Origin of the sequence: Alteromonas sp. KUL17, assembly GCF_006538305.1 — a bacterium.
Classification (GTDB): Bacteria; Pseudomonadota; Gammaproteobacteria; order Enterobacterales; family Alteromonadaceae; genus Alteromonas; species Alteromonas macleodii.
On the sequence record NZ_BJKJ01000030.1, the window covers coordinates 11549 to 35221 of the forward strand.

Consider the following 23673-nt stretch of genomic DNA (forward strand, 5'->3'; position numbering starts at 1 on the left):
GAGCTACTCGCTTAAAAACTCAAGCATATTAAAAGGGGCGTAAGCCCCTTTTTCGTTGAAGCAAAACGCAGAATGCACATAATAGCGATTGAATAATGTGCATATTAGCTAAGGACAACATCGTGATTCGATTTGCTATTCGAATTTTCCTCGCCTTTGTTGCGGTAGGTATTCTACTTCTCGCAAGCTGTAGCGACGAAAAAACGCCTGTAGTACACCTGCAAGGGCAGACAATGGGCACAACCTACAACGTTAAGTACCTTGTAGCGGAGACACCGGTAGAAGGCTTACAAGCTGAAATAGATGCCCGTCTTGTTGAGGTTAACAAGATGATGTCTACTTACGACCCAACGTCAGAACTATCAAGGTTCAATCAATATCGCTACACCGACAATTTCGCCGTATCGCCAGATACGCTAACTGTGGTTAACGAGGCATTACGCTTGGCTAACCTAAGTGGCGGAGTACTTGATGTTACCGTTGGCCCATTGGTTAATTTATGGGGGTTTGGACCAACTAAGCGCCCTGAAAAAGTACCAAGCCAGACAGACATCGACGATATTCGCGAATATGTGGGTTATAAGAAGCTGTCAACCACGCCTACAGGCTTGAAGAAAAGTCACCCAATGCTTTATGTCGACCTGTCGACTATTGCAAAAGGTTTTGGTGTTGATGGAGTGGCGGAGATCCTTGAAAAGCACAACATTGAAAACTACCTTGTAGAAATAGGTGGTGAAATGCGTGTGAAAGGTGAACGAGGCGACGGCAGTGAGTGGCTGATTGCCATTGAAAAGCCAGTTACCACTGAACGTGCTGTTCAAAAAGTTGTCTCAATAGGAGAAAACGCGGTTGCTACATCAGGTGACTATCGCAACTATTACGAAGAAGACGGCGTTCGTTATTCGCATCTAATCGACCCCACAACGGGCAAACCTATCTCACATAACTTGGTTTCGGTTACGGTAATTCATCCTTCTTCAATGACGTCTGATGGTTTGGCTACGGCGTTTAATGTAATGGGATGGGAACAAGCGATAGCGGTTGCTGAGCAAGAACAACTCGCTGTATTCCTCATTCGTCGCACAGAAGACGGATTTGAAGAGTATGCATCGCCAGAATTTGATAAACTGGTCACAGTTCATAATTAGGGGGTAGCAATGTCTACATTCATTCTTGCTTTTGGTTTCTTTCTAACAATGGTACTGGCTATGGCCGTAGGTTACCTTTTTCAGAAAAAATCAATCTCTGGAAGCTGTGGTGGCTTAGGTGCACTAGGTATTGAAAAAGCCTGTGACTGTCCAGAACCGTGTGACCGTAAAAAGTCGCGCATGGAAAAAGAAGAAGCCCGCCAGAAAAAATTGAACGAGTGGAAGCAAAACCAAATACTGTAATGCTGAAACCATTGTTGGCTTAGGGTTTAAAAGCGCTGTTTGATGCTAATCGACAGCGCTTTTTTGTTCTGTAAGTATATCTATCTAGCTCGTTAACGTTGAGTTTTATTGAAGTTGCCGAACGATATCCATTGATTGATGAAGAACCCTAATTATTCTGATACCGTATTTGAATTTTCTAAAAACGATCATATGTTTATTCACATTGCTAGAAAAACACCCCCATTTAATATCATTTCTCGGTATAGCTAACGCCGAGTTGGCATCGTTTGCAAGCTCGATAAATCTTGACTCAAGGTCATCTAAATAATTATTGCGTTGCTCCTTGCCCCAGTACTCTTCGGTATAAACACCGATCTCATATAGATCATTGGCAGCAGCTTTTGAAACGCGGAATTTAGTCACTATCTACTATCTAGCCGTTTCTTAAGAGAGTCCATTGAAAAATTAATGTCGTCTTCACTTTGTTCTCCTTCTTCAATCAAGAGCCTCAGCGCATTTAACTTTGACGATGCGTCTTGTTCCTGAAGCAGTCTCAATGCAGCGCGAATTACCTCGCTTTGATTGTTATAATTGCCTGAACTTACCATCGCTTCGATAAATTCGCTCATACTTCTACTTGGTTGAAATGTAATTGTTCTAGCCATATGACAAACCCTGTAAGTAAATTACTTACAATATAGCCGGATCGTCTCACACTCGCAATTACGCCTAAGTAAAAGTAAGCGTTATTAATGGGCTTATTTGTATTAATTCCTGTTCAACATTGCCTTGAATCATGCGTGTGAGGCATCAATTTTATCAAGAATCGACAACGACATAGTGTATTTAAACGCTATTGATAATATACTGTCTTTTTGTACAGTTTCGTGTGAGCACGTTAAGATCAAAGGCAGGTAATGCGAAAAATTATCCACGTCGATATTTTAATGGGACTAAAAAATCTTGACAAGTAAGGGGGGCCCCCCCAGTACAGGTTTTATATGGGGTTAGCATTGGAAATTCTCGGAACGTTCACTAGTCAAGAAATTCTCACCCGATATTATGTGAAAATTAAAAAATGAAGTTACGACATTCGAGTATGGATACTATAAATCTTGACAAGCCAGTCGTTTTCAACAGAAAAATTGTCCATATTGATATGGATGCATTTTATGTATCTGTAGAAATCAGGGATAACCCATCATTAGCAAATAAGCCTGTGGCTGTTGGCGGGAAGTCAGATAGGCGTGGGGTCTTATCCACTTGTAATTATATTGCAAGAAAATATGGTGTTAGTTCTGCTATGCCGACTTCTGTTGCAAAACAGAAGTGCCCAAACCTAATAGTCGTGCCCGGTAGAATGGACATCTATAAGGCAGTAAGCAGTCAAATTAAAGAAATATTTGAATTGTATACAGACAAAATAGAGCCTCTGTCATTAGACGAAGCTTATCTAGATCTCACATATTCTAGTAAACACAAGGGCTCTGCGACACTGGTTGCAGAAGAAATTAGAGCTGAGGTTTACAGGAAGACAAAATTGACTGCATCCGCTGGAATAGCCCCACTCAAATTCCTCGCTAAAATTGCGTCTGATCAAAACAAGCCAAACGGGCAGTTTACCATAGCTCCCGAGCATGTGATGGACTTCATCGAATCTCTGGAACTACGCAAGATACCGGGAGTAGGGAAGGTTACTCAGTCAAAATTAAAAAATTTAGGGTTCCGAACTTGTGGAGATATCAGGCAGGTAGATAAGCATTACATAATCGATAGTTTAGGCAAGTTTGGGAGTATCTTATGGGACAGATGTCATGGCGTAGACAACAGAGATGTAGAGGTTTCAAGAGTAAGAAAGTCTGTTGGAGTCGAGCGTACGTTTGAGCACGATATGGCAGATAAAGCATTATTAGTAAGTATTATACAAGAAAAGTTGTTGCCAGAATTGGAACGTAGAGCCGCCCCTCATCTTAAGGTAAGGAAAATGAATAAGCTCGGCGTAAAGGTAAAGTTTGGTGATTTTCAACAGACGACAAAAGAGAAAAGGTCAGAGTGCATCGATCTAGCTACTATTGAGAATTTGCTTGACGAGGCTCTGGAGCGGGGGAAAGGTAAAGCTGTACGTTTACTTGGGTTACACATAGGTCTGGATGCTCCCAATCAACATATTACTCAGCTCAGGTTCCCATTTGATTAATGGGCTTTATTTAATGTCAAAATTACCTAAGGACCATAAAGAATACTAACTGCATTTAACTTTTTTCGCATTGTGACACACAGGGATAGTACCTTTTAACGTCAAACCGACCTGAGGACCATGACAAATACTACCTATATTGGACAGTTCTCACATAATCACACGCAGGAATAGTACCTTTCAACGTCAAACCTACCTGAGGAGCATGACAAAAACTACCTATATTGGACAGTTCTCACATATTACACGCAGGAATAGTACCTTTTAGCGTCAAACCTACTTTGGAACCATGACAAATACTACCTATATTGGGCAGTTTTTACATTATCACACGCAGGAATAGTACCTTTTAATGTCAAAATGACCTGAGAGCCATGACTAATAGTGCCTATGTTGGGAATTTCTCGAATTATTACATGCAAATTTCCATACAAATGGCACAACTTGCGCAGAAAGAAATTGGCTTGCTACATACCTTATATGTGGAAATAAAAACCTTAATCATGAGGTGTCTACCATTATGGAAATGTTCACTGGAACTCATCAAAATATCCGCTTGTGGTAAATGAACAGGCAAGTTTACAAGCACTTACGAATAAAGTTCGATAATCAAATATCCATACCGGTAAACAGATTTTGTACACCAAGAGTAATCACCTTGTGTTTATCAAGATCTGTTCATTACTAGTAAACGGTTTGTGTTTACTATCATCAAATTGACTGGCACATTGCGCACAATGCGTCCAGATTATCCGCTATACTTGATCAACCCGAACATTAGGAGGCTGAGACATGTCAACAGAATCAGAAAATGTAGATATCACAGTCGAAAAGTTGCAGCTAGATTTGCTGATGTTTTTCGACAACGATCATGTAACCATGAACGAATGGCTCAACTTGCCCCTGCCAATTCTGAGTGACGAATGTCCTCGAAATATGTTTGATACAGCTGAGCAACGTCAGCGGCTATTTCAAATACTAGAAGCAATGAAGTATGGCGAAATGGCTTAAGGAAATGGCGATATGTACAGCCATTTCAGTTATACGAATATGTTTTAGCGGGACTGGATTGGTTACAAGTAGCTATTAATCTGTAGTGGCTCATATCTAATCTGACACAGTTGATCGAAAGTTTCGACTTGATCCGACAGGCTGCAAAAGACAAACAGCAGATGTTCAGGGCTCTCTGCTCTTGATTCCGATATTTACCATAAGCGGAAGTTAATATGCTTTATTCTGACTGACTCTTCAGTGGCATAAAGCAGTTATTCAGACGACAATAGTCCACAGGATGCGCCTCCAAAAGCCGAATTTTGAATATTACAATTGATAACCAACCCTACAACTCCAAATTTTTATTACAAAGCGATTTACGAGCCACCTCCCCATTTTGTCAAAAGAAGTCGAATGATCGTCATGGGGGTAAGTAAATCCGGGGCATTGATTTATAAACCCAAATGCCCCAGTGCTGCTAATTCACCTTATAGTGAACGAGTCTATAGAGTACAGGTAGTACAACCAGAGTTAACAAGGTAGAGGATATGATCCCACCAATGACCACCGTTGCCAGAGGTCGCTGCACCTCTGCGCCAGTACCTACGTTAAGCGCCATGGGCACGAAACCAAGACTCGCCACTAACGCTGTCATCAGCACTGGCCGCAAGCGAGTCATTGCACCATCAATAATCGAGTTTACCAACTCGCCAGTCTCTTCCATCCTCTGCCTGATAAAAGACAGCATTACCAGACCATTCAATACAGCAATACCAGAGAGCGCGATAAAACCAATCCCTGCCGATATTGAAAGAGGCATATCTCTGATCCAAAGAGCAAAGATGCCGCCAGTTAATGCCAAAGGGACGCCTGTGAAAATTATCAAGGCGTCTTTGACTGAGCCAAATGCAATCACAAGTAATGCTAGGATCAGGAAAAGCGTTGCGGGCACAACCAAGCTCAGTCGTTGACTTGCACTTTCCAATTGCTCAAACGTTCCACCATAACTTATCCAATAACCACTCGGCAGTGCCACATTGGCTGCGATTTGCTCTTTAGCATCATTGACAAAAGAGCCTAAATCACGATCTCTCACATTTGCTGTGACGACGATACGGCGTTTTGCGTTTTCTCGACTTATTTGACTGGGTATATTGGTATATTCAAGCTCAGCCACCTCGGCGATTGGCACATACTCACCATCATTGGTCATGATGGGTATATTTCCCAGCGCTTCTAAATCATTGCGAATCTCTTCAGGATAACGAACAACAATCTCAAAGCGTCTGTCGCCTTCAAATACCAAACCAGCTTCTTTGCCGCCAACTGATGCACTTAACCACGTTTGCAAGTCAGTTACGTCTAAGTTGTAACGCGCCAGCGCATAAGGCTTCGGGTTCACCGTGAAGATGGGGATCTCATCTACTTGTTCTACTCGTGCATCAGCAGCGCCCGGAATATCTTGTAATACGGATAAAACATCACCAGCTGAATCCCGCAGCTTATCCAGATCATCACCATATATCTTGATCCCTAAATCTGCCCTAACGCCACTAATTAATTCGTTAAAGCGCATCTGTATAGGTTGCGTAAACTCATAGTTATTGCCGGGTACATTTTGAAGATCCCTCTCCAATTGCTCGACAAATTCCGTTTTCGATAATGCAGGGTTTGGCCATTCATCAATTGGTTTTAGCATTACAAAAGTGTCAGTGACGTTGGGTGGCATAGCATCAGTAGCCACCTCAGCAGTACCCGTTTTAGCAAATACGGTGTTTACCTGTGGGTATTGCATAATGACCTGTTCAAGCCGTTTTTGCATATCGACAGCTTGTTCAATTCCTGTGCCGGGCACTCTCATTGCATGAAGGGCTATGTCACCCTCATCTAGTTGCGGCACAAATTCAGAACCTAGGCGCATCCCAAACCAAACACTGATAACTACGAGTAATGTTGCTGCACCTACTACCAACCATCGTAGTTTTAATGCCCACTCCAGTACAGGGCGGTAAACTGATTTAGCCCCAGTGATTATTGGACTCGCTTTTTCACTGACTTTGCCTGACATAAACATAGCAACAGCTGCGGGCACAATGGTGATTGAAAATACCATTGCCGCTAGCAATGCCAATATTACGGTAGCCGCCATTGGGTGAAACATCTTCCCTTCGACACCTGTTAAGCTAAAGATAGGAATGTACACAATCGTGATTATCATCACGCCAAATAGACTTGGGCGTATCACCTCATTCGTTGCCTCAAATACGACTTCCAGCCGTTCTTTAAGAGGCAGTATTGCACCCGTTCGCCGCTGCGATTCACTTAATCGCCTAATACAGTTCTCGACGATAATAACCGCTCCGTCAACAATCAGTCCAAAGTCTAACGCACCTAAGCTCATTAGGTTCGCGCTAACGCCCGTTTGTACCATGCCTATTATTGTGGCAAGCATGGCAAGTGGGATGACAGCGGCGGTGATAATTGCTGCCCGTATATTGCCCAGCAATAAAAATAAGACAACAATAACGAGTAGTGCGCCTTCAACAAGGTTTTTTTGTACTGTATTGATGGCTTTATCCACGAGCGTAGTGCGATCGTATACACTTTGGATTATTACGCCCTCTGGCAGGCTTGCTTGGATTTCATCCACTTTATCAGCCACGTCTAGCGCAACAGCTCGGCTATTTTCGCCTATTAGCATCATAGCTGTGCCCAACACCGTCTCTTGACCTTCTCGTGTTGCAGCGCCCGTTCTAAGCTCCTTACCGATGGCGACCTCTGCAATGTCACTTACCGTGACGGGAGATCGGTTTGTAAGCGTTACCACCACGTTACCGATGTCCTCAACGCTCGAAAGTCTCGCTTGTGAACGTACTAGTATTTGCTGGCCGTTGCGTTCAATGTACCCAGCGCCCTGATTAGCGTTATTTCGATTTAATGCCCGCAATAAATCGTCAGTACTAACGCCGTAATTAAGCATAAGTTGAGGATTAGGCTTCACATGATACTGTTTGGTAAACCCCCCAATAGCATTAACCTCTGTTACCCCTTTCACCAAGGCCAGTTGAGGTTTCACCACCCAATCGTGTAACTCTCGAAGCGCCATTGCATCAAATTTTCTGCCATCGACAGTTACTGTGCCGGGCTTCGCGCTAAGCGTGTACATGTAAATTTCACCCAAACCTGTGGCAATCGGCCCCATCTTAGGCTCAATACCATCGGGCAATTGGCTTTTGATAATGCCTAGCCGTTCGTTTATGAGGTTTCTGGCAAAATAGAGATCCGTGCCTTCTTCAAAAACGGCCGTCACTTGTGATAAGCCATAGCGCGATAGTGAACGTGTGTAGTCCAAGTTTGGTAATCCTGCCAAAGCGTTTTCTACCAAAAAGGTGATACGTTGTTCAGTTTCAAGCGGTGAATAACCTTCTGCTTGTGTGTTGATTTGTACCTGAACGTTGGTGATATCGGGTACGGCATCAATAGGCAGCTTTTGATAACTGAATAGGCCTAATCCAATCACCAAAAAGGAAAGCATCAGAAAAATACCGCGCTTTTCGATTGCGGTACGAATAATGGAAACTAGCATCTTAAACCTCCCTTAGAACTACACGCCATTTGACAGGGAAATATCAGTTGTAGTGAGGCATTAATGATCATGGCCTGCCTCCGATTTTTCCAAATCTGCTTTAATTATGTAGCTATTGGAAGCCACGACGCGTTCGCCTGCTTCAAGGCCACTGATAACCTCGATATAGTGACCATCTGAGACACCAAGCTCTACCGCTCTGGGCGCATACTCATCACCCTCAACCACAAAAACAACTTGTTTGGCTTCATACTCTTGCACAGAAGATAGAGGAACCGAATGACTTACTGACTTAGTTGACGTCGTAACTTGTGCTTTGACCAGCGTACCGAGTGGCCAATATCCAGTACTATTATCGACAGCTACATTGGCAAGAGAGTGTGGATTGCCATCAGCTGAAGGCGTAATATATGCAATCTTGGAGGTTTGGTTGAAACCTGCGTGGCTTAGTTCAACTGACTGTCCAACCTTGATGCTGCTAAGCATTTGTGAAAAAACGGTCAGCTGTGCCCATACGTTTTTATAGTTAGCTAACGAAAAAAGTACTTGCCCGTTTGATAACTCACCATTATTCGCATGTCGCGCAATCACATTGCCATCAAAAGGTGACGTGATGGAATAACTTTTTAAACTCTCATTGGACTCAACAACCGCTAAAATATCACCTTTCTTAACGGAATCGCCAATGTTGACTTTTACATCTTTAATAACACCGTCAAACCGTGCTCTTATATGACTTAATGAGGCGGGGTCTGCACTAATTCGCCCATAAAGCGTACTCGTTAACGCAATATCGCGTGCGAGCACGGGAGTTGCAGAAATACCATTCTGAATTGCTGTTTCATTGCTCATTCTTACGACTTCACCTGCGTGATTGTCTTGATCGCTGGAACTTACATCACTGTGTTTACCTCCTGCGATTGCGGTTAGGCTATAAAGGCTAAGGGTGAAGATAGAAATAAGTACTTTTTGTATTGTGAATTTATTCATAATCATGACTTCTTATCGAAATGTTAGATGACTGCTGCCAATTGCTTTTGTGACTTGGGTGAAATGAGTCATCATTGTGCTCATTCGTCAGCGCGAGACCTGTGAGTGTTTCAATTTCTGTTTTGCTTAAGTGAACTTGAGACGCTGCCTCTATTAATGTCAGCCGGGTTGTCAGAAATTCTTGTCGAGTAGTTACCCATTCCAAGTAGCTGAAACGGCCCTCCAAATAGGCGTTCTCGACTAAATCTAACGCGCCCTTTAACGGAGGAATCACCTTGCGCTGAAGTGTGTCAATCTCTAGCAATGCTCGTGTATGTTCGCCTAACGCTTGATTAACTGAATGTAATAGGCTTCGAACGTTGCTTTGTCTTTGCTGCTCTATTGCGTCAAGACGTGCCCTGTTTGCTTCATATTCACCAAGGTTTCGTTCTTTTTGAAACAATGGAACGCTTACTCCGGCAACCAGTGCTGTTTCATCAATACCTTGCATTCTGCGAAGCCCCGCTGACCACTCAATATCAGCGCGGTTATTCGCTTGCACTAAACGAAGCTGCGCCGCTTGCACACGGCTTTGTTTAGCGTATAGGTCAATGTGAGGGCTATTTTGGATTGCGACTGCCAGCGCATCAAACGACTCAATCTTATTAAAAGCAAAAAGATCGCCTTCCACACGCTTAAAGCTCGGTACCTGCTCCCCCCACATGATGGATAAACTGCGCAAGGCAAACGTTAGGTCCTGTTGAGCTAGATTAACATCGAGCTTTGCTTGGGCCAGCGCAGCTTGGGCACGTTTTTGTTCTAACAAGGGGGACGCGCCTGCTTCAACGCGTTTCGTTACGGCATTCAATGTATAAAGTGCAAGTGCCTCTGCATCTTTTATGACGTCTAAGTTCGCCTGCAATACGAGTACTTTGATGTAACGACGATTAAGCTCACCGAGGATATCTAAGGTGAGTATTCGCTTTTCAACATCTTGCTGTATTCTTCGTTCAGAGAGTACATTCAACCTTGCTGCTGGCTTATCATTGAGCTGTAACACTGATGATAATGTCAAGGTAACTTCAAGCTCTTTGAGACCTGATACCTCGCCAGTTCCCAAAAAGTTCTCTAATTCAACCCCTGCATTCAATGCGGGTTTAAGCGCCGCCGTTTTTGACTCTCCGTCTATAACACGTTGTTTAAATTTAAACTCATACAGACTTGGATTATTGGCAAGTGTTAGTCTAATAGCGTCCTCAAGAGTCAGCGTTTCTCGTATGGGCGCTTGGACACTTTTGTCTACAAATCTGTTGGTTTTCGCCGCATGAGCGGTCGGTGGACTGAGTAATAAGCCCAGTATGCAACTGCACACAATGGCAGATGCATGCCCGAAAATAGGAAACATTTTCATTGGAATATCCTAATAATTTATCAATATTTAGCATCGCGAGTGTTATCAGCGCGGTGCTATCGAAAAAACGTACTAGGAAGTAATTTTGGGGGGGCGAAGTAAGCGGTTAATAGGTGCGTCAATTACCGCATCTAAATAGTTGAAATTGTGGACTGAAACCACTGTTTTCAGACTGTTGATATGACTCTGACTGACCCATTGTGCATGTGTGCCATGGCAGTGGCCGCAATGGTGACAATCAGCAGGATTGTGGTGCTCTGTACTTACTTTATCACTGGTTTCATTGGCAGACAGCTCAGACTGCACTTGCTCGTGCTCAGAATGCTTATGCTCGTGTTGCAAGTGCTGAATGTCTATTGCATGAAAATCTAACGAATTCGCCACAGCAGAAAACGACTGAAAGAGTATCAGCGAGATCACGATGTAACTTATGCGTTTTAGATTTTTCATGTATGAAAGGTTACCAAGCCTAATTCACTTCGTCACGACATTGTTCATTAGCAAACTCCAGCTCAACTGTCGTATGTTCAAATTTATACTTTTCTAACGAACTGTGTATGTTTTCTTTGAGTGATTGGAGGTGCTCAAGACTGACATCTTCATCAAGAACAAGATGGACCGTCATTACGTTACGCTCACCGTCTAGAGACCAAATATGAAAATGATGAAGATCACTTACCTTATCGTTTGCCAGTAAATCGCTTCGAATCTTTGAAAGCTGTTCTTCATCGGGCGTTGCTTGCAAAAACAGCATTAGGGTTTCTTTGAGATTGCGGAACACATTGAAAAGGATGAACAAAGTAAAGCCAATGGATAAGATTGGATCTAAAATAGGCCAAGGCTTAAACATTAAGACGATGGACACGATAAATACTGCTACCCAACCAAGCACATCTTCCAGCAAATGCCAGTTGAGGACTCGCTCATTTAATGAGTCTCCCTCACTCAGTTTATAAGCCGCAAAGCCGTTTACTGCCATCCCAAAGATAGACAATAAAACCATCCCTTCAACTTGGGGCATTTCAGGCTCAGCCAAACGAGGTATCGCTTCAAGCAATATCCAAATGGAGCCTACCGTCAGCACAATACCGTTAATCAATGCACCGAGTAAGGAAAATCTTTTGTAGCCGTATGAGAATGTTTGATTAGAATCTTTATCGCTAAGCTTGTTTAATCCCCACGCTGTACCAATGGAAAGACTATCACCCAAATCGTGCACTGCGTCAGCCATAATAGCGGTGCTGTTGGTAAGCCATCCACCAATGAATTCAATAACAGTGAACACCACATTTAAGAAAAACGCCCATCCAATACGTTTAGACGCGTCGGTTGAATTCTCTTGCGAGTGTGAATGGTTATGACTGTGCATTTCTAATTTTTTCCAATATGGCTTTGTTTTCGGGTGAAATAGACATTGACTTGAATGGACTCACGTTTGCCCCACCAGTATTGCCCTCAGGCAATAAGCCAATTGGAGTTTTAGTCAGCGCACCTAGCATTCTAAAAATTTGTCCAAATATCTCTTTAAGGTCGCGGCGTTCTATTCCAAATTTAAGCATTTCATAATGCACTCGTGTGTGGTGGTATGTTGAGTGCTGACCGATGACATGAGCATCCTCTAAGGCCTTAAATCCTGCTTTATTGTCATTGTTCGAAAGGGATTGATGCGCGGCGCTCAGTTTTTGAAGTATGTAAGGTTTTGCTGCTTGAGTGAAATTCATACGATCTCTCCATTCGTCGAGCTGTTTTCACGGAATTCCTGTCTGGCGTCTTTTAGAATTAAGACTGCGCCTCGTAACACAACGATAGACACAATAAAACCTATGACCAAATCAGGCCAACGAGTATCGAATAGATAAACCATCACACCCGCCAATATCACTCCTATGTTTGCAATGACGTCGTTTGCCGAGAATATCCAACTTGCTCGCATATGCACCTCGCCATTTTTTTGTTTTCTGATTATCGCCAAACATATAACGTTAGCGATAAGTGCAACACCGCCCATGCCCATCATAAGCATAGATTCAGGCCCACTTCCAAAGGTTGCGCGACGAGCTATGTCAAACAAAATTAATAGGCCTAATGCCAATTGAAAATATCCACTTACCTTTGCAGCATTGGCTTTGTGAACAATTGTTTTCCCTACTGCATATATACCAACACCGTAAACGACTGCGTCAGCCAACATATCAAGGGAGTCTGCAATAAGTGCTGTTGAGTCAGCGAGTAACCCTACACTCATTTCAATGATAAACATCACAGCATTGATGCCCAATAGCCAGTAGAGAACTGCCTTTTGTTCTTGGTCTTTTATCTCAATTTCGCACCCACAACCACTCATAAAAACACTCGCTTTACTCACCTATAACGCGAGTGTAAACTCTATACTTGGTATAGAGTCAAGCTTTAGGCAAGTTAAAATGAAAATTGGGCTTCTGGCAGCTAAGACAGGGTTAAGTATTCAGACAATTCGTTTTTATGAGCGTAAATCACTATTGGCTGCACCTGAGCGAACGGCATCGAATTATCGAAGCTACTCTGAAGATGCACTGAAGCAGTTATTGTTTATAAAGCAATGTCGCGCATTAGATATGACAATCGAGGAAATTAAATTAGTACTGGAAACCCGAGCAAACCCAGAGAATAGCTGCGAAAACGTTAATACTACAATAGATAAGCATGTTGACGATATCGAACATCGGATAGCTGAATTAAAAGTACTACAAGAAACACTGATTTCAATTCGTTCTGCTTGCGATCATGATAAGAAGGTTAAAGAGTGCGGGGTATTGCATCAATTAGATAGCATTGCAGAAGTGTGTTCTTCTAGTACGGAGAATTAGTCTCGAATTATCAGTTTTATGTTGGAGCTTTGTCATAGGTATTCGGCTAAAGCAGCCATTCAATTTTTATTAGTAGCATGACCGTTGATTACCTCATTCGTGTCATTAAAATCTTAATGAGCCAAGGTCTGCTTCACGTACACTAGAGACTGTAAGATTTGATCTCGCTCTGTTATAAAAAGTGTCAGATTAAGTGGTGACTAATCCAATTAATCATTTATCGCCTGACCGTTAATAATAGTAACTTCACCGTTGTTATTTATATGAATATCACAAGGTTTAAACATTGGGGAAGTGTATTTATTAACAAATTTTTGTAGCGAAGTTTTCATATCCTCGCTGAGTCTCGTTTCTGCAATATTCTGAACAATTTCATAATTCCCACAGCTTTCGTTACTGCACATGACAAAAAATCTATGGCCATGATCAGTTTCTGATTCTGTTGAGTTGCAGTTGCAAAGAAAGCACGTGCTTTCATAGTGATTCATTTTATCCCCCATAATCTATTACTTAGTTTGATTTATCATGTGCCAGACAAAAATCTGAATAACTGCTAAAAAGAGGCTTATCGTTTGTAGCTAGTTTTCGCCTTCACCATGTCTTATGTATTCATGAGAAGGAACACCAAGTGTACAGATAAGCCCCTCATTCTCCTCCTGAAATCTTTCAGAATGAATATCAATCATCTGAACGAAGTAAATCAATGCACTTCTGGCTAATTTTAACGTCTCAATTGTTTCTGAAATGAACTTGCGTTCATCCATATGCTCAATACAGGCAGATGATTCAGTCCCTCCCACACCAAGGTCATGAAGTACAGTGAATCGATGAGTTGAGGAATTTCGAACATCTTGCTTTGATTTCAAAAATCCGGTACTTTCTGAAAGGTCATTTGCAATTTCAGTAATGGCAAGTAAAGCCGTATTACCTTTCACTATTTCTTCTTCTATCTTAGGCCGATAGATTTTCCTGTTGGATTTACTTGACTTGTACCAAGCCGATTTAAAAGAAGCTCTTCGTGCGTTCTCAATATTAAAAAATGAGAGAGAGGCAACAGCAATTTTGTCCAACAAATCAAGCGAAGCCCGCTGTGCCAAAGTTAACAATGAAGATCTGACCCCGTAATTAGCATAATCCAGAGTATCGGCATATGAGCCAGTTTCAATTTGTTTATTTTCAACCCCGTCGAAGAGCAATTTACGGGCAAGAATATAATCAGCTTTCATTACATTGAACATCGCGAAAACCTCTGGAACTTGGTATTCGCTCCCTCTCGGTACTATTACTGAATAGATATTTAGCTCATCCCATCTTTCCTTATCATGCGCATATCTCTGTATAGTTGGAGACAAGGTAAGCGAGTGCCTTAACACAAAATTTTCATAGGCGTCTTTTGGGTTTGGAGGTGATGTACAATCGCCATTGGGGATATCCTTAATTTCTTCCAGTATGCCTTGTACCGCCGCTCTTCCACTGTATTTAGTAATACTTTCGGTGTTGGCTCTAACATGCGTCGCTAGACTTTCAATTTCCGAAACTAACAAATTTTCATTGCCCATGTTATTCGAATAGGCGTAACGCAATACTTTTAGTGCTCCAGCGCTCGCTGTTCCATTTCCGGGATCTACCAACATGGCTTGCTTATATGCATCATAGGCTTCAACCCATCGGTATGAAGACCAAAGCAAATTACCTAAATTCGTAAACGACTGAGTTTTTATTTCCTTGTTCGTTTTGTCATAGCATCCAACTCCGTAAAAGAGCCGCCTTGCTTTCAATCTATACTCGTAGGTCACCTGATACCACTCAGGACTTTTCAACACTAAAGTAGTTGCTAACGCATGATATCCATTCGCAAGATTGTACAAAATAGATTGATCATCGGGTAAAAGAGAAGAAACGTATTCCATTACCTTTACCCCTTCTTTGACATCTTCGTGGCTTTTTATGACAGCGCCAGCATCAATTAGAATGGCTCCTTTAAGCAACAGGAGGTTAGGATCACTACTGAGTTTTTTTGCTTCTCTGATGGCAATGATTGGGTTGTCTTCTAGAAGACCATTCAATATTGATTTCGCCTCGTTAAAGTCCACACAATCTCCCTATCAGCTTTGGTTGGACGTTGTTCTTGAGCTAACTGTCAAACATACCTCAACTTTGCTTGAATCGGTTACGAACTATTCTTACAGCATCACCTGTTGCTAGCTTTTCTACCGGCAACTCAAGGACAACATTGATTATGTCGGCCATTGCTCCATTACTAAAGCGGAAGTTTGTCGGCAAGCCATTAAATTCATCAAACTTGCTATCAAAGGCCAACACAAAATCTTTAATATCAGACTCTCTCCCGTTAATTACATTTGAAGGATATTGGGAATGGTTAGGATCTGGTTGCTCTTCTTCAAACTCAGCAATAGCCGTTACTAAATCAGATATCTCTGGCCAGTATTTCAGATCATACTGATATGTTAATGACTTTATTTTTTCAGCTACGTGAAAGTGGTATAAAGAATTATTTTGACTTGCTTGCTCAAGTAAATCATCAATAAATTGATAGTCAGCCTTTGAGAATCCAGATTTTTCATATAATTCTGATTGACGCCTGAGTTTACTAGCTAAATTCAGGGCTAAGCTGACAATATCCCCCTGTAATTCTTTCAACTCTTTTAAGTCTTTTCTTGCCTGCATGACATCTTCTTTCCTAAAGTCGATGCTGCACCAAATATGTTCGAGAGTAAGCCATATGTAAGAGTTGTTGGGCGGTGCTTGCTCCAACATATCCATATAACCGTACTCTTTTACCAACTCTTCGAATGGTTGGGACAAGTCATCAGCCCGCTGAATCATATTTTCCATTACCGGCCAATAACTCATCCAAATGTGTTTATCTCTATAACTATCCAGTTCTCGTTGGATAAATGCCTTGCAAAAACTGTGAGGAGTGTTTTTTGGGAGTGTCATTCTAGGATTCCTTTTTATTAGATTACTGGTGATCCTATCCCGCCATGAAAAGCGTGTCCGTATCTGAACAAAAATAATATGAGCGTATTCAGATCGGCCAAACTAATAAGCCCTGCAAAGGCAGGGCTATTATAACAACAGACGATTAATTTTCAGCTTTCCAGATGTCCCTTAAACTCATTCCAATACTCATCTGCATAGATACCGGGACCATACCGCTTTAGGTCTTTACTATATATCGAGAGAAATCCCTGCCAATCGGGGAATACAGGCTCCAAAGCTGTATTAACCATTTCGTCGGCGACTTCACTACTGGGTCTTTTTGATGTTTCTTTCACTCTTCTTGGTATGTAACGAGTTAATCCTAGCAAGCCTCTGTCCTTAAGCACGGAAAATATATCTACTAGCTCCAGTTCTCTTGGCCTTCGTTCAACAGTTAGTAGTGTTTGGTCAAACAGCAGTGAACCAGATTCAGCTACTATTAAAATAGAAGTTGCAGATTCGTTCATTTCACCGTCTCGTGCAGCAAATATTACCCACTTGACACCTTTCGCAGATTTTACACCTTCGATCACTTTAGCTGCCGCACCATAAGTTGTACTGGGTACATTTACACGTTCGACAAATGATATGAACTGGTTAAATCGGATTGATTCCGGTTGGATATGAATGTCAGAAGCGGACTTACCCGCCATACCCAGAAGTGTATTGTAATCTCTGGCACCAAGCATTGAGGCTAATATCGCTTCAACTTTATGTTGCTCTTTGCCTAATCGAATGCCTTGCTCATTACATGCCTGACGCAGTTTATCTTTAAGGCGATGAACATCTTCCTTGGAACTTAATTGAACTTGAAACATTATGTCTATCCTCAATTTATCACTGTAAATGGTCTCCCCGTTACCACTACAGATTAAATTGTGGTTTAACATAATTTAGCTGTAGGTTTTTTGTATTTCGCCTTAAAAGGGAGGGCAAGCTCACAAAGCTTCGCTGGCAGAACGCATCGACCAGTTAAGTGAACAGTAAATGGTTTATCACATGTTTGCAATTGCTAATAAAAAGCTGAGAGTAGGCGGCGGTTAGGTTGGGTTCAAAAATGCTAGTCTCGAATGGTTAATAATTATAATTGGACTTATGTCGTTTTCTACCGTAGTGCGTCTATTTGGAGTAGGTTTGTTCTGTATGTGAAGGGGGCGTTGCTACTTATTGCATGTTTTAGTTGTTGGCACGACTTGACACCTCAAATAAGAGATACTAATTGGAGTCTAATGACTGCTTTATTATGTCTAAGAAATTCAGCTCTTTAGAAAGACTAGTAGTTCTCACCGCTGCTAGTTTGATGGCTCTCTTAAAAATCAATATTTAAATAAAAAATTAGGAAGATCTCTTTTGAAATGGATGGACTATGAAAAAGAAATACATGAATATTTTTCACAAATGTACCCTAATTCGACGATTACCTATAATGCCAAAATAATAGGCCGCTACTCAAAAAATGAGCGGCAGATTGATGTTTTAATAGAAGATGAGGTTGCAGGCTTTCCTGTAAAAATAGTAATCGATGCGAAGTTTTTTTCTAAGAATATTGATGTAAAGTGTGTTGAATCATTTATATCAATGCTAGATGACGTCGATGCAAGTCAGGGTCTTTTGATAACGCAAAAGGGATATTCTAAAGCTGCTATCAATCGAGCTTACTATGGTCCGCAAACGCTAGAATTAGATATACTGAATTTCGACGACTTATTAACGCATCAGGGGTTAGGGGCTATCCCCTACGCTGGAAAGAACTCTATATTGCTTTCTGCCCCGTTCGGTTGGGTGTTCGACATTCAAAAATGTGAAGGGTTTATTGCTTGCTTATACCAGCGCGGTATGACATTAGAACAAGCTCAAAAGAAAAAAGAATGGATGTATATTAACTTCTGGGAAAAGGACAAAAACACTTCAGATATAACAGCACTAGTCGCAATACAAAATGAACGGATGAAAAGTATTTACAACAATCTTTCGGTTAACGAGTTGAGAGCTCCCAAAAGAAAGGATGGATGTGAGACATATATACGGGTAGCAAAGTTTGACGAACTGACCGGCAATGAGATAACAGGTTTTGTAGACTATGGTGATTTTATTGCATTTTTCGTGATGTTTACGCCAGACGAAGTTCTAGGTAGAAATGTGAGAAAGCTATCTCATTTGTTACAACACTCAAGGTCTACAAAAATTACTTTTGATAATACAACAATAATTGAACAAGCTGAGCAAGAGCTTGCTGAAATTTTTGACCCTATTCAGCGAGCAGCCAAGTTAAACACGATAGCAACTTGGTATTCTCAAATGGATGATGAAACCAACTCCATGCTATATCGAAGATTGTGTTGGGAGGTCTATCCTGAATTTTATGAAAACATTTCGCCACTTATTCGTGGCGAGCTCAATCAAAACAATTCAGATGCAGCTATCGACTACTCACAAAAGTTTTTTTCGCTTGCACCAAGAAATCCAAGGGTGATGCAAGATTTACTTGATATCTACGAATCTGAGCAACACTGGGTACACGTCGAAAAGCTGTTTGAGAGACTAAAAAATGAATACGCTGAGGACGTTGAAGCTCTTGGTAATTTGTATTTTCATTTTGCCATATACCTTAAAAATACAGAGAACGAAAGAGGGTCAGTTAAGCATTTTAAAGTAGCTAAAAAATTGTTCAGAGAGGTAGACGAAAAGCATTATGTGTTGCAATTAATTGAAGATGCACTTAGAAAATGAATACAGCTAAATACTCCAGATTCATTTAGAGATTATACCAGCAGTGTCCTTAACAGGTTTATTGGCAGAAAAATAGTAACTAGTAAACCTAAACTTATTCTCTTAAGCGGCCTCTGAAGCTGTTAGGCTGCTTAGTTTGTCAGATAGATGTCTAAATATCTTTTGCTCTGAAAACTCAACTTATGGTTTTTTCAGGGGGAACGGGTGCTACTATGAAGTATCAGTAATACACTGGTATATCTCTTTGAAGTTTTGAGTAAATTTATGGATTTGATCTTAATTGGGCTACAGGTTTCAATTCTCCTTTGTGTCGGATGCATTTTCTTATTTCGGAAGTATCTATTTTCATATTCTACTGAGAAAGGGAAGAATCTAGCTACAAAGGAAGATGTTGAAGAGATAACGCGCAAGGTCGAAGAGGTGAAGTCTGGGTATGTAGCCGAAATTGAGAGACTCAAAGTGGATCTTTCCGTTCTGTCGAGAAAGCACAATATTTTATTGGATGAGAAAGTCAGGGTTTTCAAAAAGCTTCAAAAGAGACTGGTTGAGTTTAAAAAGTACTGTGAAGCAGCTCTTGGTTCATATGACCAACGAGGTGAATTTCATCCACACCTTGGAGTTCTTCCAAAAGGTATTGATAAGGCATCCTTGCAGCACATTACCGCATTGCATGAGATTGAACAGGAAGATTTTATATTCCTATCCAAAAAATCGCGTAGCTTACTATCTAAGCTACGCGATAACTGCTCTATGATGTGTAGTATGGAAATGGCTATTTCTAGTGAAAATAATGATTCAGAAATGGCGAGAAGTACGATTCCTGCTTACGAATCTGCTATGAGAAATATAGATAGCTGCTTACAAAGCCTCTATGAAGAACTGGAGTTTCCATCCAGTGATAAATAAAAATAAAAGGCCAATGAAAAATCTGCTGCCAAAACGTGGTCTGGACTAGCCAACGTTCGTCTTTTATTGCGACTTTATGGCGAAAGTACCCAATGCCTGAACAAATAAATGATAATTGCGAAAATACCTGTGCAGGCCGCCGAATAAGGGCGGCAATGCATCCATTTTCGATTGAATTTTTGGCTTCGTGTCGAAAGTTCTCTGATTTAACCGGTGAAACCGACGACAAGCGGGAAGTTAGGATGTACGGCACATCTTGCATCGTGAATGCCGCGTGTTTGTTGGAGGCTAAATTAAATGAAGAGATAGCGATAGCTCGGATCTGTCTAGAGAAGAATTCGGATGAGCGAAAGCGCTGGGACGAGATAAAGGAAATTGAGCAACGCCTTTCTGTTTCTCAAAAATGGAACCAAGTAGCCGCACTGACCGGCGGCTGTCGCTGGAACTCAGGCGCAGAACCGTTTCAGTCCCTTGAAATTATCTCATCATTGAGAAACGAAATTGTACATTTCAAGGGCGATTTAGTTGGTAAAAACGAAGCACCATTGAGAAGAATAGCTGGTCTTATGCGACAGCTAGGTATTAAAAGTAAAGCTACATGGACGGAAGACGACTGCTCTAGCTGGATTACAGATCTTCTCTCCGAAAAACTTGTTGTTAGGTGGGTATCAGAAAAAATCACATCGTTTGACCAGCAGTACGATGTGCTTATGCATGGTCGGTCATAATAATTGGCTGTTGTCAGACGCACTACTCATGGCGCTTTGGTTAGCCACAAAGCCAAGGCGTTGACAGTTAGCTTCTTGTCTGTAGTTGCCTGTCAAATAAGATCTCAACCCGCGTCTGAAAGTGTGAGTTCAGATTAGAGCCACTACAGCTAAAGGACCTGTTTCTTATGAAAAGATTATTTACTTTGATAAAGTCTAGTGCGCTTTTATTATTTTTCTGGCCTTGAAAGCTCTATTTCTCCGGCAGTATTTTTGCCTTCATTCCAACACCTATTTGTCCAGTAAACACCTTTCCATAGCTGATTATCTGCGTTATTTAGGGTCAATCTAGCAGCACCCTCATAAAATTGAGCATCCCCTTTACCAGCGGAATCATTTCTGACTTGAAACATATACTCCAATTGAAACCTATTGCTTTCACTTTTAAAAATTCGACAGTAATTGGCTTCAGATTGTCCAAATGAAGTACTTGCGAACATCCTCACAGAAAAGAAATCAGCCTCTATCTTGATAGGGATGAGTACATCAGTGCCTTTGCCAAAATTAGATTTAATTTTGGCGCTCCAGTTCCCATTGAGGTCAGGGCAAAGGTATTTATTTAGAGCGTCAAAATACAGGTACTTCCATAAGTACTTTCCGATTACTAGCGCCAACACTGTTACTAAAGAAATAGCCGAAACTATTGATCTAAAAAAACTGTATTCGAAACCGGAGAAAAATAGAAGAAAGCATAAGGCTGAAACTATGACTACAATTGCGTATTTAACCTTGCTATGAACAACGTCCCACATAAATCTACCTCCTAAATCCTTTAAATATATTCTTTTTCCTTCTTGATACAACTTTAGAGGGTTTAACCTCGACTAACACAGAACTAATTCCTTGAATACTGCCGTTAGCCACAATCATACACTCCATTATGTGAGGGCCTGTATACGCTGCATCCCGGCGCTCTTTGCTTTCTAAATCTGATATTGTTTTATGCCCAATATCGTTGGCATCATCTGCTTGCTTACCAATATTTCTAACTGTCCAATGAACTGTTGATTCAGAGTTAAAATCTTCTTTGTTACAAATACTAAAGGTTAAAGACTCTCCTTTGAATACCGTGATTTCATTCTCGTTGACTGTCTCAATATGCTTATCACCTTTTGAATATCGATTAATTGATATGCTCGGAACTTTTGACAATGCAGGAAGATTAGTGCTTCCTGAACCACCCTCATCAGTGATCGGAGGAAAATAATGCTCAAACAAATTTGCTAGCAGTAAAGATTTGTAGTCAGGAGACTTAATGCATTTATGACAGGTTGTTTTTAATTCATCGAGTTTTTTATAAGCAAATGTGATTGCTTCATCTGGCATAGACAGGAGGTTACTGCTATCAATAGGGCTATTAACTCGAAATACTTTATCTAAAGATTCACAAATGGACAAAGCGGTGTTAATAAAAGTGTCATCCTCGTTCTCTTCAATTATTAAATGGTCAGCAACGAGAATATTAACTGCCAATGACGGTATTTTTTATAATCAGTTCCACTCCATTTTACATTGATCCAAGCTTTCAGATATCTAATGACCCTTTTCATGTTTGCACGATCAGCGGGGTTTTCGAATGCATTAGTCAAATAATCTTGAATTGACTTAGGATCACTGTCCACCCACCCATCATCAGTCGCCAACTTAATATCTGTGCCGGAGAAGGCATACACGGGGATATCAATGGTAAGTAGCTGTTTATACTTTAATCCTTCACATGCATTTTTTGATTGCTGTAGCTCACACTCATCATTAATTTTACAGAAAGATTCCAGCGCTTCTTTTACAGCCAGCTTTACTTGGGATGCGTCAGCTTCCTCTGTTTCGAAAGATAGATAAACCCCAATATCAATATCGTATGAAGAATATTTATCAGAAGGTTTAATGAGTGTATGACTTTTGTAAGAGCCTTGAAGCCAGAACCTGACCTCGCAATCAAAGGTTTCTCTAAGCTCTTCCCTGAGAAAATCAACTAGTTCGTCTTTTTTAGAAACACCTTTCTTTAAAACAGCTTCAGATATTATTAGCCTACTGTGCAGGGTATTTGATTCTTTGTTTTGGCTATATAGTAAAGTTGAAGAGTCCATATCAACATCCGTTGTCTAGTTTTGACTACATTATCTCATTCCAGCCCTGCGGCAGAGGGGCCTTTTTGCCATTACAGGCGGCCTATTAGGTTTTTAAATGACTCCCTGTTTTTCTTTCAAGTAGCAAGCTCGCAGATTAGATATTTAGTGCAAGCTAGAATAGCTTTAGCTCTCTCTAGCTTCCAGAAAGTTAGCACACCGTTTAACGAAAAAATTACCGAGCTAATTGGGGGAATGTATTTATGGTAGAAATTAGTGAAGCTAAAACAACAAAACAACGTAGCTGACTCCGTGCTTATGTACGTGTTAGCTTTTTTCGCCATCAAAACGGTCAACTTTTAGTGACTTTAGCTTAAGTTTAATAGAATCAAACTCACTTAAAATTTCCTCAATCTTGGGATTGTTAGTAGGGGACTCGTCTTTTTTTTCTAATTCAGACTTCAGTTTTATCGCTTCCAATTTTAGCTTTTCTCTTTCGAGCAAAAACTTACCACCTCTATCTATAATCTGTATAAAAAGGTAGATTGTACCGAGACCAGTTGCAATCAACTCCATGGTTAATGGTGAATTAAGACTGACTCTTCTAACGAGAAGATCAACCTGTTCAGAGATCTCCAAGTCAGGCTCAGTCAATTGCTGGGCCACAGTGTTGGCCTTGCTCAATACGGAAAACAACCGAGCAATATCCATTGCCGTAGCTTGCTCTTGATTGTCAAAGACCAATTTGAGTTTGTACTGCTTTCGCTCGTACATATTGATAAAGAAAAAGAAGAAAGCTGCATCTCCCCTGAGCGGTAAGTTGACA

24 protein-coding genes are annotated in these 23673 nt (G+C 41.1%); 8 read left to right on the forward strand and 16 right to left on the reverse strand.

Translation table 11 applies throughout. The features are described 5' to 3' along the window. Nucleotides 1–122 precede the first annotated feature (122 nt). Together KUL49_RS18325 and nqrM are read left to right on the forward strand one after the other, a co-directional pair. Entirely contained in the window at nt 123–1148 is a 1026-nt protein-coding gene (locus tag KUL49_RS18325; protein ID WP_131138205.1) for an FAD:protein FMN transferase, read from the forward strand. 9 nt (nt 1149–1157) lie between these two features. Continuing rightward, nucleotides 1158–1391, forward strand: coding sequence for a (Na+)-NQR maturation NqrM (gene nqrM / locus KUL49_RS18330; protein ID WP_014950791.1), 234 nt, complete (start codon nt 1158–1160; stop codon nt 1389–1391). Nucleotides 1392–1496: 105 nt separating this feature from the next. Here the strand turns inward: nqrM and KUL49_RS18335 are convergent, their stop codons facing one another. Both KUL49_RS18335 and KUL49_RS18340 read right to left on the reverse strand, forming a co-directional pair. Then, nucleotides 1497–1796 carry a type II toxin-antitoxin system RelE/ParE family toxin gene (locus KUL49_RS18335; RefSeq protein ID WP_165477921.1) on the reverse strand — a complete coding sequence of 100 codons (300 nt, stop codon included), beginning with the start codon at nt 1794–1796 and terminating at the stop codon, nt 1497–1499. Next, the gene (locus tag KUL49_RS18340) at nt 1796–2038 is read right to left on the reverse strand and encodes a type II toxin-antitoxin system ParD family antitoxin (RefSeq protein ID WP_044583775.1); all 243 of its coding nucleotides are present in this window, start codon (nt 2036–2038) and stop codon (nt 1796–1798) included. Before KUL49_RS18340 ends, KUL49_RS18335 begins: the two co-directional genes overlap by 1 nt. A 434-nt stretch (nt 2039–2472) precedes the next feature. Here KUL49_RS18340 and dinB point away from each other — a divergent pair, with 434 nt between their 5' ends. Beyond that, nucleotides 2473–3570 (forward strand): DNA polymerase IV, encoded by a 1098-nt coding sequence (gene dinB, locus KUL49_RS18345; RefSeq protein ID WP_131138207.1) that lies wholly within the window; start codon nt 2473–2475, stop codon nt 3568–3570. 792 nt (nt 3571–4362) lie between these two features. After that, nucleotides 4363–4581, forward strand: coding sequence for an antitoxin Xre/MbcA/ParS toxin-binding domain-containing protein (locus KUL49_RS18350; protein WP_131138208.1), 219 nt, complete (start codon nt 4363–4365; stop codon nt 4579–4581). A 460-nt stretch (nt 4582–5041) separates the two neighbouring features. Here KUL49_RS18350 and KUL49_RS18355 read toward each other — a convergent pair whose 3' ends face one another. The 7 genes from KUL49_RS18355 to KUL49_RS18385 all read right to left on the reverse strand — a co-directional run bounded on the left by KUL49_RS18355 (nt 5042) and on the right by KUL49_RS18385 (nt 12873). Then, a complete protein-coding gene (locus tag KUL49_RS18355) occupies nt 5042–8149 on the reverse strand; it encodes an efflux RND transporter permease subunit (RefSeq protein ID WP_032096159.1) in 3108 nt (1035 codons plus the stop codon). A gap of 60 nt (nt 8150–8209) precedes the next feature. After that, nucleotides 8210–9139: an efflux RND transporter periplasmic adaptor subunit gene (locus KUL49_RS18360; RefSeq protein WP_014951216.1), complete on the reverse strand. Its 930-nt coding sequence runs from the start codon at nt 9137–9139 to the stop codon at nt 8210–8212. After that, complete coding sequence (locus KUL49_RS18365) at nt 9132–10529, reverse strand: TolC family protein (protein WP_014951215.1); 1398 nt, start codon at nt 10527–10529, stop codon at nt 9132–9134. The genes KUL49_RS18360 and KUL49_RS18365 overlap by 8 nt, the downstream gene beginning before the upstream one ends. Before the next feature lie 72 nt (nt 10530–10601). After that, entirely contained in the window at nt 10602–10979 is a 378-nt protein-coding gene (locus KUL49_RS18370) for a hypothetical protein (protein ID WP_014951214.1), read from the reverse strand. A 19-nt stretch (nt 10980–10998) separates the two neighbouring features. Further along, nucleotides 10999–11898 (reverse strand): cation diffusion facilitator family transporter, encoded by a 900-nt coding sequence (locus KUL49_RS18375; protein WP_014951213.1) that lies wholly within the window; start codon nt 11896–11898, stop codon nt 10999–11001. Beyond that, on the reverse strand, nt 11885–12250 hold the full coding sequence (locus KUL49_RS18380; protein WP_014951212.1) for a DUF3703 domain-containing protein: 366 nt from the start codon (nt 12248–12250) through the stop codon (nt 11885–11887). Before KUL49_RS18380 ends, KUL49_RS18375 begins: the two co-directional genes overlap by 14 nt. Then, nucleotides 12247–12873: a cation transporter gene (locus KUL49_RS18385; protein ID WP_014951211.1), complete on the reverse strand. Its 627-nt coding sequence runs from the start codon at nt 12871–12873 to the stop codon at nt 12247–12249. The genes KUL49_RS18380 and KUL49_RS18385 overlap by 4 nt, the downstream gene beginning before the upstream one ends. Nucleotides 12874–12952: 79 nt before the next feature. On the opposite strand from KUL49_RS18385, the gene cadR reads away from it, so the two are divergent. Continuing rightward, nucleotides 12953–13375: a Cd(II)/Pb(II)-responsive transcriptional regulator gene (gene cadR / locus KUL49_RS18390; RefSeq protein ID WP_014951210.1), complete on the forward strand. Its 423-nt coding sequence runs from the start codon at nt 12953–12955 to the stop codon at nt 13373–13375. Between the two features lie 578 nt (nt 13376–13953). Here the strand turns inward: cadR and KUL49_RS18395 are convergent. The 3 genes from KUL49_RS18395 to KUL49_RS18405 form a co-directional block, all read right to left on the reverse strand. Further along, the gene (locus tag KUL49_RS18395) at nt 13954–15468 is read right to left on the reverse strand and encodes an LA2681 family HEPN domain-containing protein (RefSeq protein WP_131138209.1); all 1515 of its coding nucleotides are present in this window, start codon (nt 15466–15468) and stop codon (nt 13954–13956) included. Between the two features lie 58 nt (nt 15469–15526). Further along, nucleotides 15527–16336, reverse strand: a complete 810-nt coding sequence (locus KUL49_RS18400; protein ID WP_131138210.1) for a hypothetical protein — start codon at nt 16334–16336, stop codon at nt 15527–15529. A gap of 152 nt (nt 16337–16488) precedes the next feature. Next, nucleotides 16489–17196, reverse strand: coding sequence for a hypothetical protein (locus KUL49_RS18405; RefSeq protein ID WP_131138211.1), 708 nt, complete (start codon nt 17194–17196; stop codon nt 16489–16491). 541 nt (nt 17197–17737) lie between these two features. Between KUL49_RS18405 and KUL49_RS18410 the strand changes: the two genes are divergently transcribed. From KUL49_RS18410 to KUL49_RS18420, 3 genes are all read left to right on the forward strand, one after another. Next, entirely contained in the window at nt 17738–19108 is a 1371-nt protein-coding gene (locus KUL49_RS18410) for a restriction endonuclease (RefSeq protein ID WP_242633889.1), read from the forward strand. A gap of 264 nt (nt 19109–19372) precedes the next feature. After that, nucleotides 19373–20014, forward strand: coding sequence for a hypothetical protein (locus KUL49_RS18415; RefSeq protein ID WP_131138213.1), 642 nt, complete (start codon nt 19373–19375; stop codon nt 20012–20014). Nucleotides 20015–20106: 92 nt separating this feature from the next. Beyond that, a complete protein-coding gene (locus KUL49_RS18420) occupies nt 20107–20742 on the forward strand; it encodes a hypothetical protein (RefSeq protein ID WP_131138214.1) in 636 nt (211 codons plus the stop codon). 209 nt (nt 20743–20951) lie between these two features. On the opposite strand, the gene KUL49_RS18425 is transcribed toward KUL49_RS18420, so the two are convergent. From KUL49_RS18425 to KUL49_RS18435, 4 genes are all read right to left on the reverse strand, one after another. Then, nucleotides 20952–21533, reverse strand: a complete 582-nt coding sequence (locus tag KUL49_RS18425; RefSeq protein ID WP_131138215.1) for a hypothetical protein — start codon at nt 21531–21533, stop codon at nt 20952–20954. Nucleotides 21534–21537: 4 nt separating this feature from the next. Next, nucleotides 21538–22254, reverse strand: coding sequence for a hypothetical protein (locus tag KUL49_RS20930; RefSeq protein WP_207308466.1), 717 nt, complete (start codon nt 22252–22254; stop codon nt 21538–21540). Further along, on the reverse strand, nt 22221–22868 hold the full coding sequence (locus KUL49_RS20935; protein ID WP_207308467.1) for a cyclic GMP-AMP synthase DncV-like nucleotidyltransferase: 648 nt from the start codon (nt 22866–22868) through the stop codon (nt 22221–22223). Before KUL49_RS20935 ends, KUL49_RS20930 begins: the two co-directional genes overlap by 34 nt. Before the next feature lie 306 nt (nt 22869–23174). After that, nucleotides 23175–23558: a hypothetical protein gene (locus KUL49_RS18435; protein WP_131138216.1), complete on the reverse strand. Its 384-nt coding sequence runs from the start codon at nt 23556–23558 to the stop codon at nt 23175–23177. Nucleotides 23559–23673: the final 115 nt, after the last annotated feature.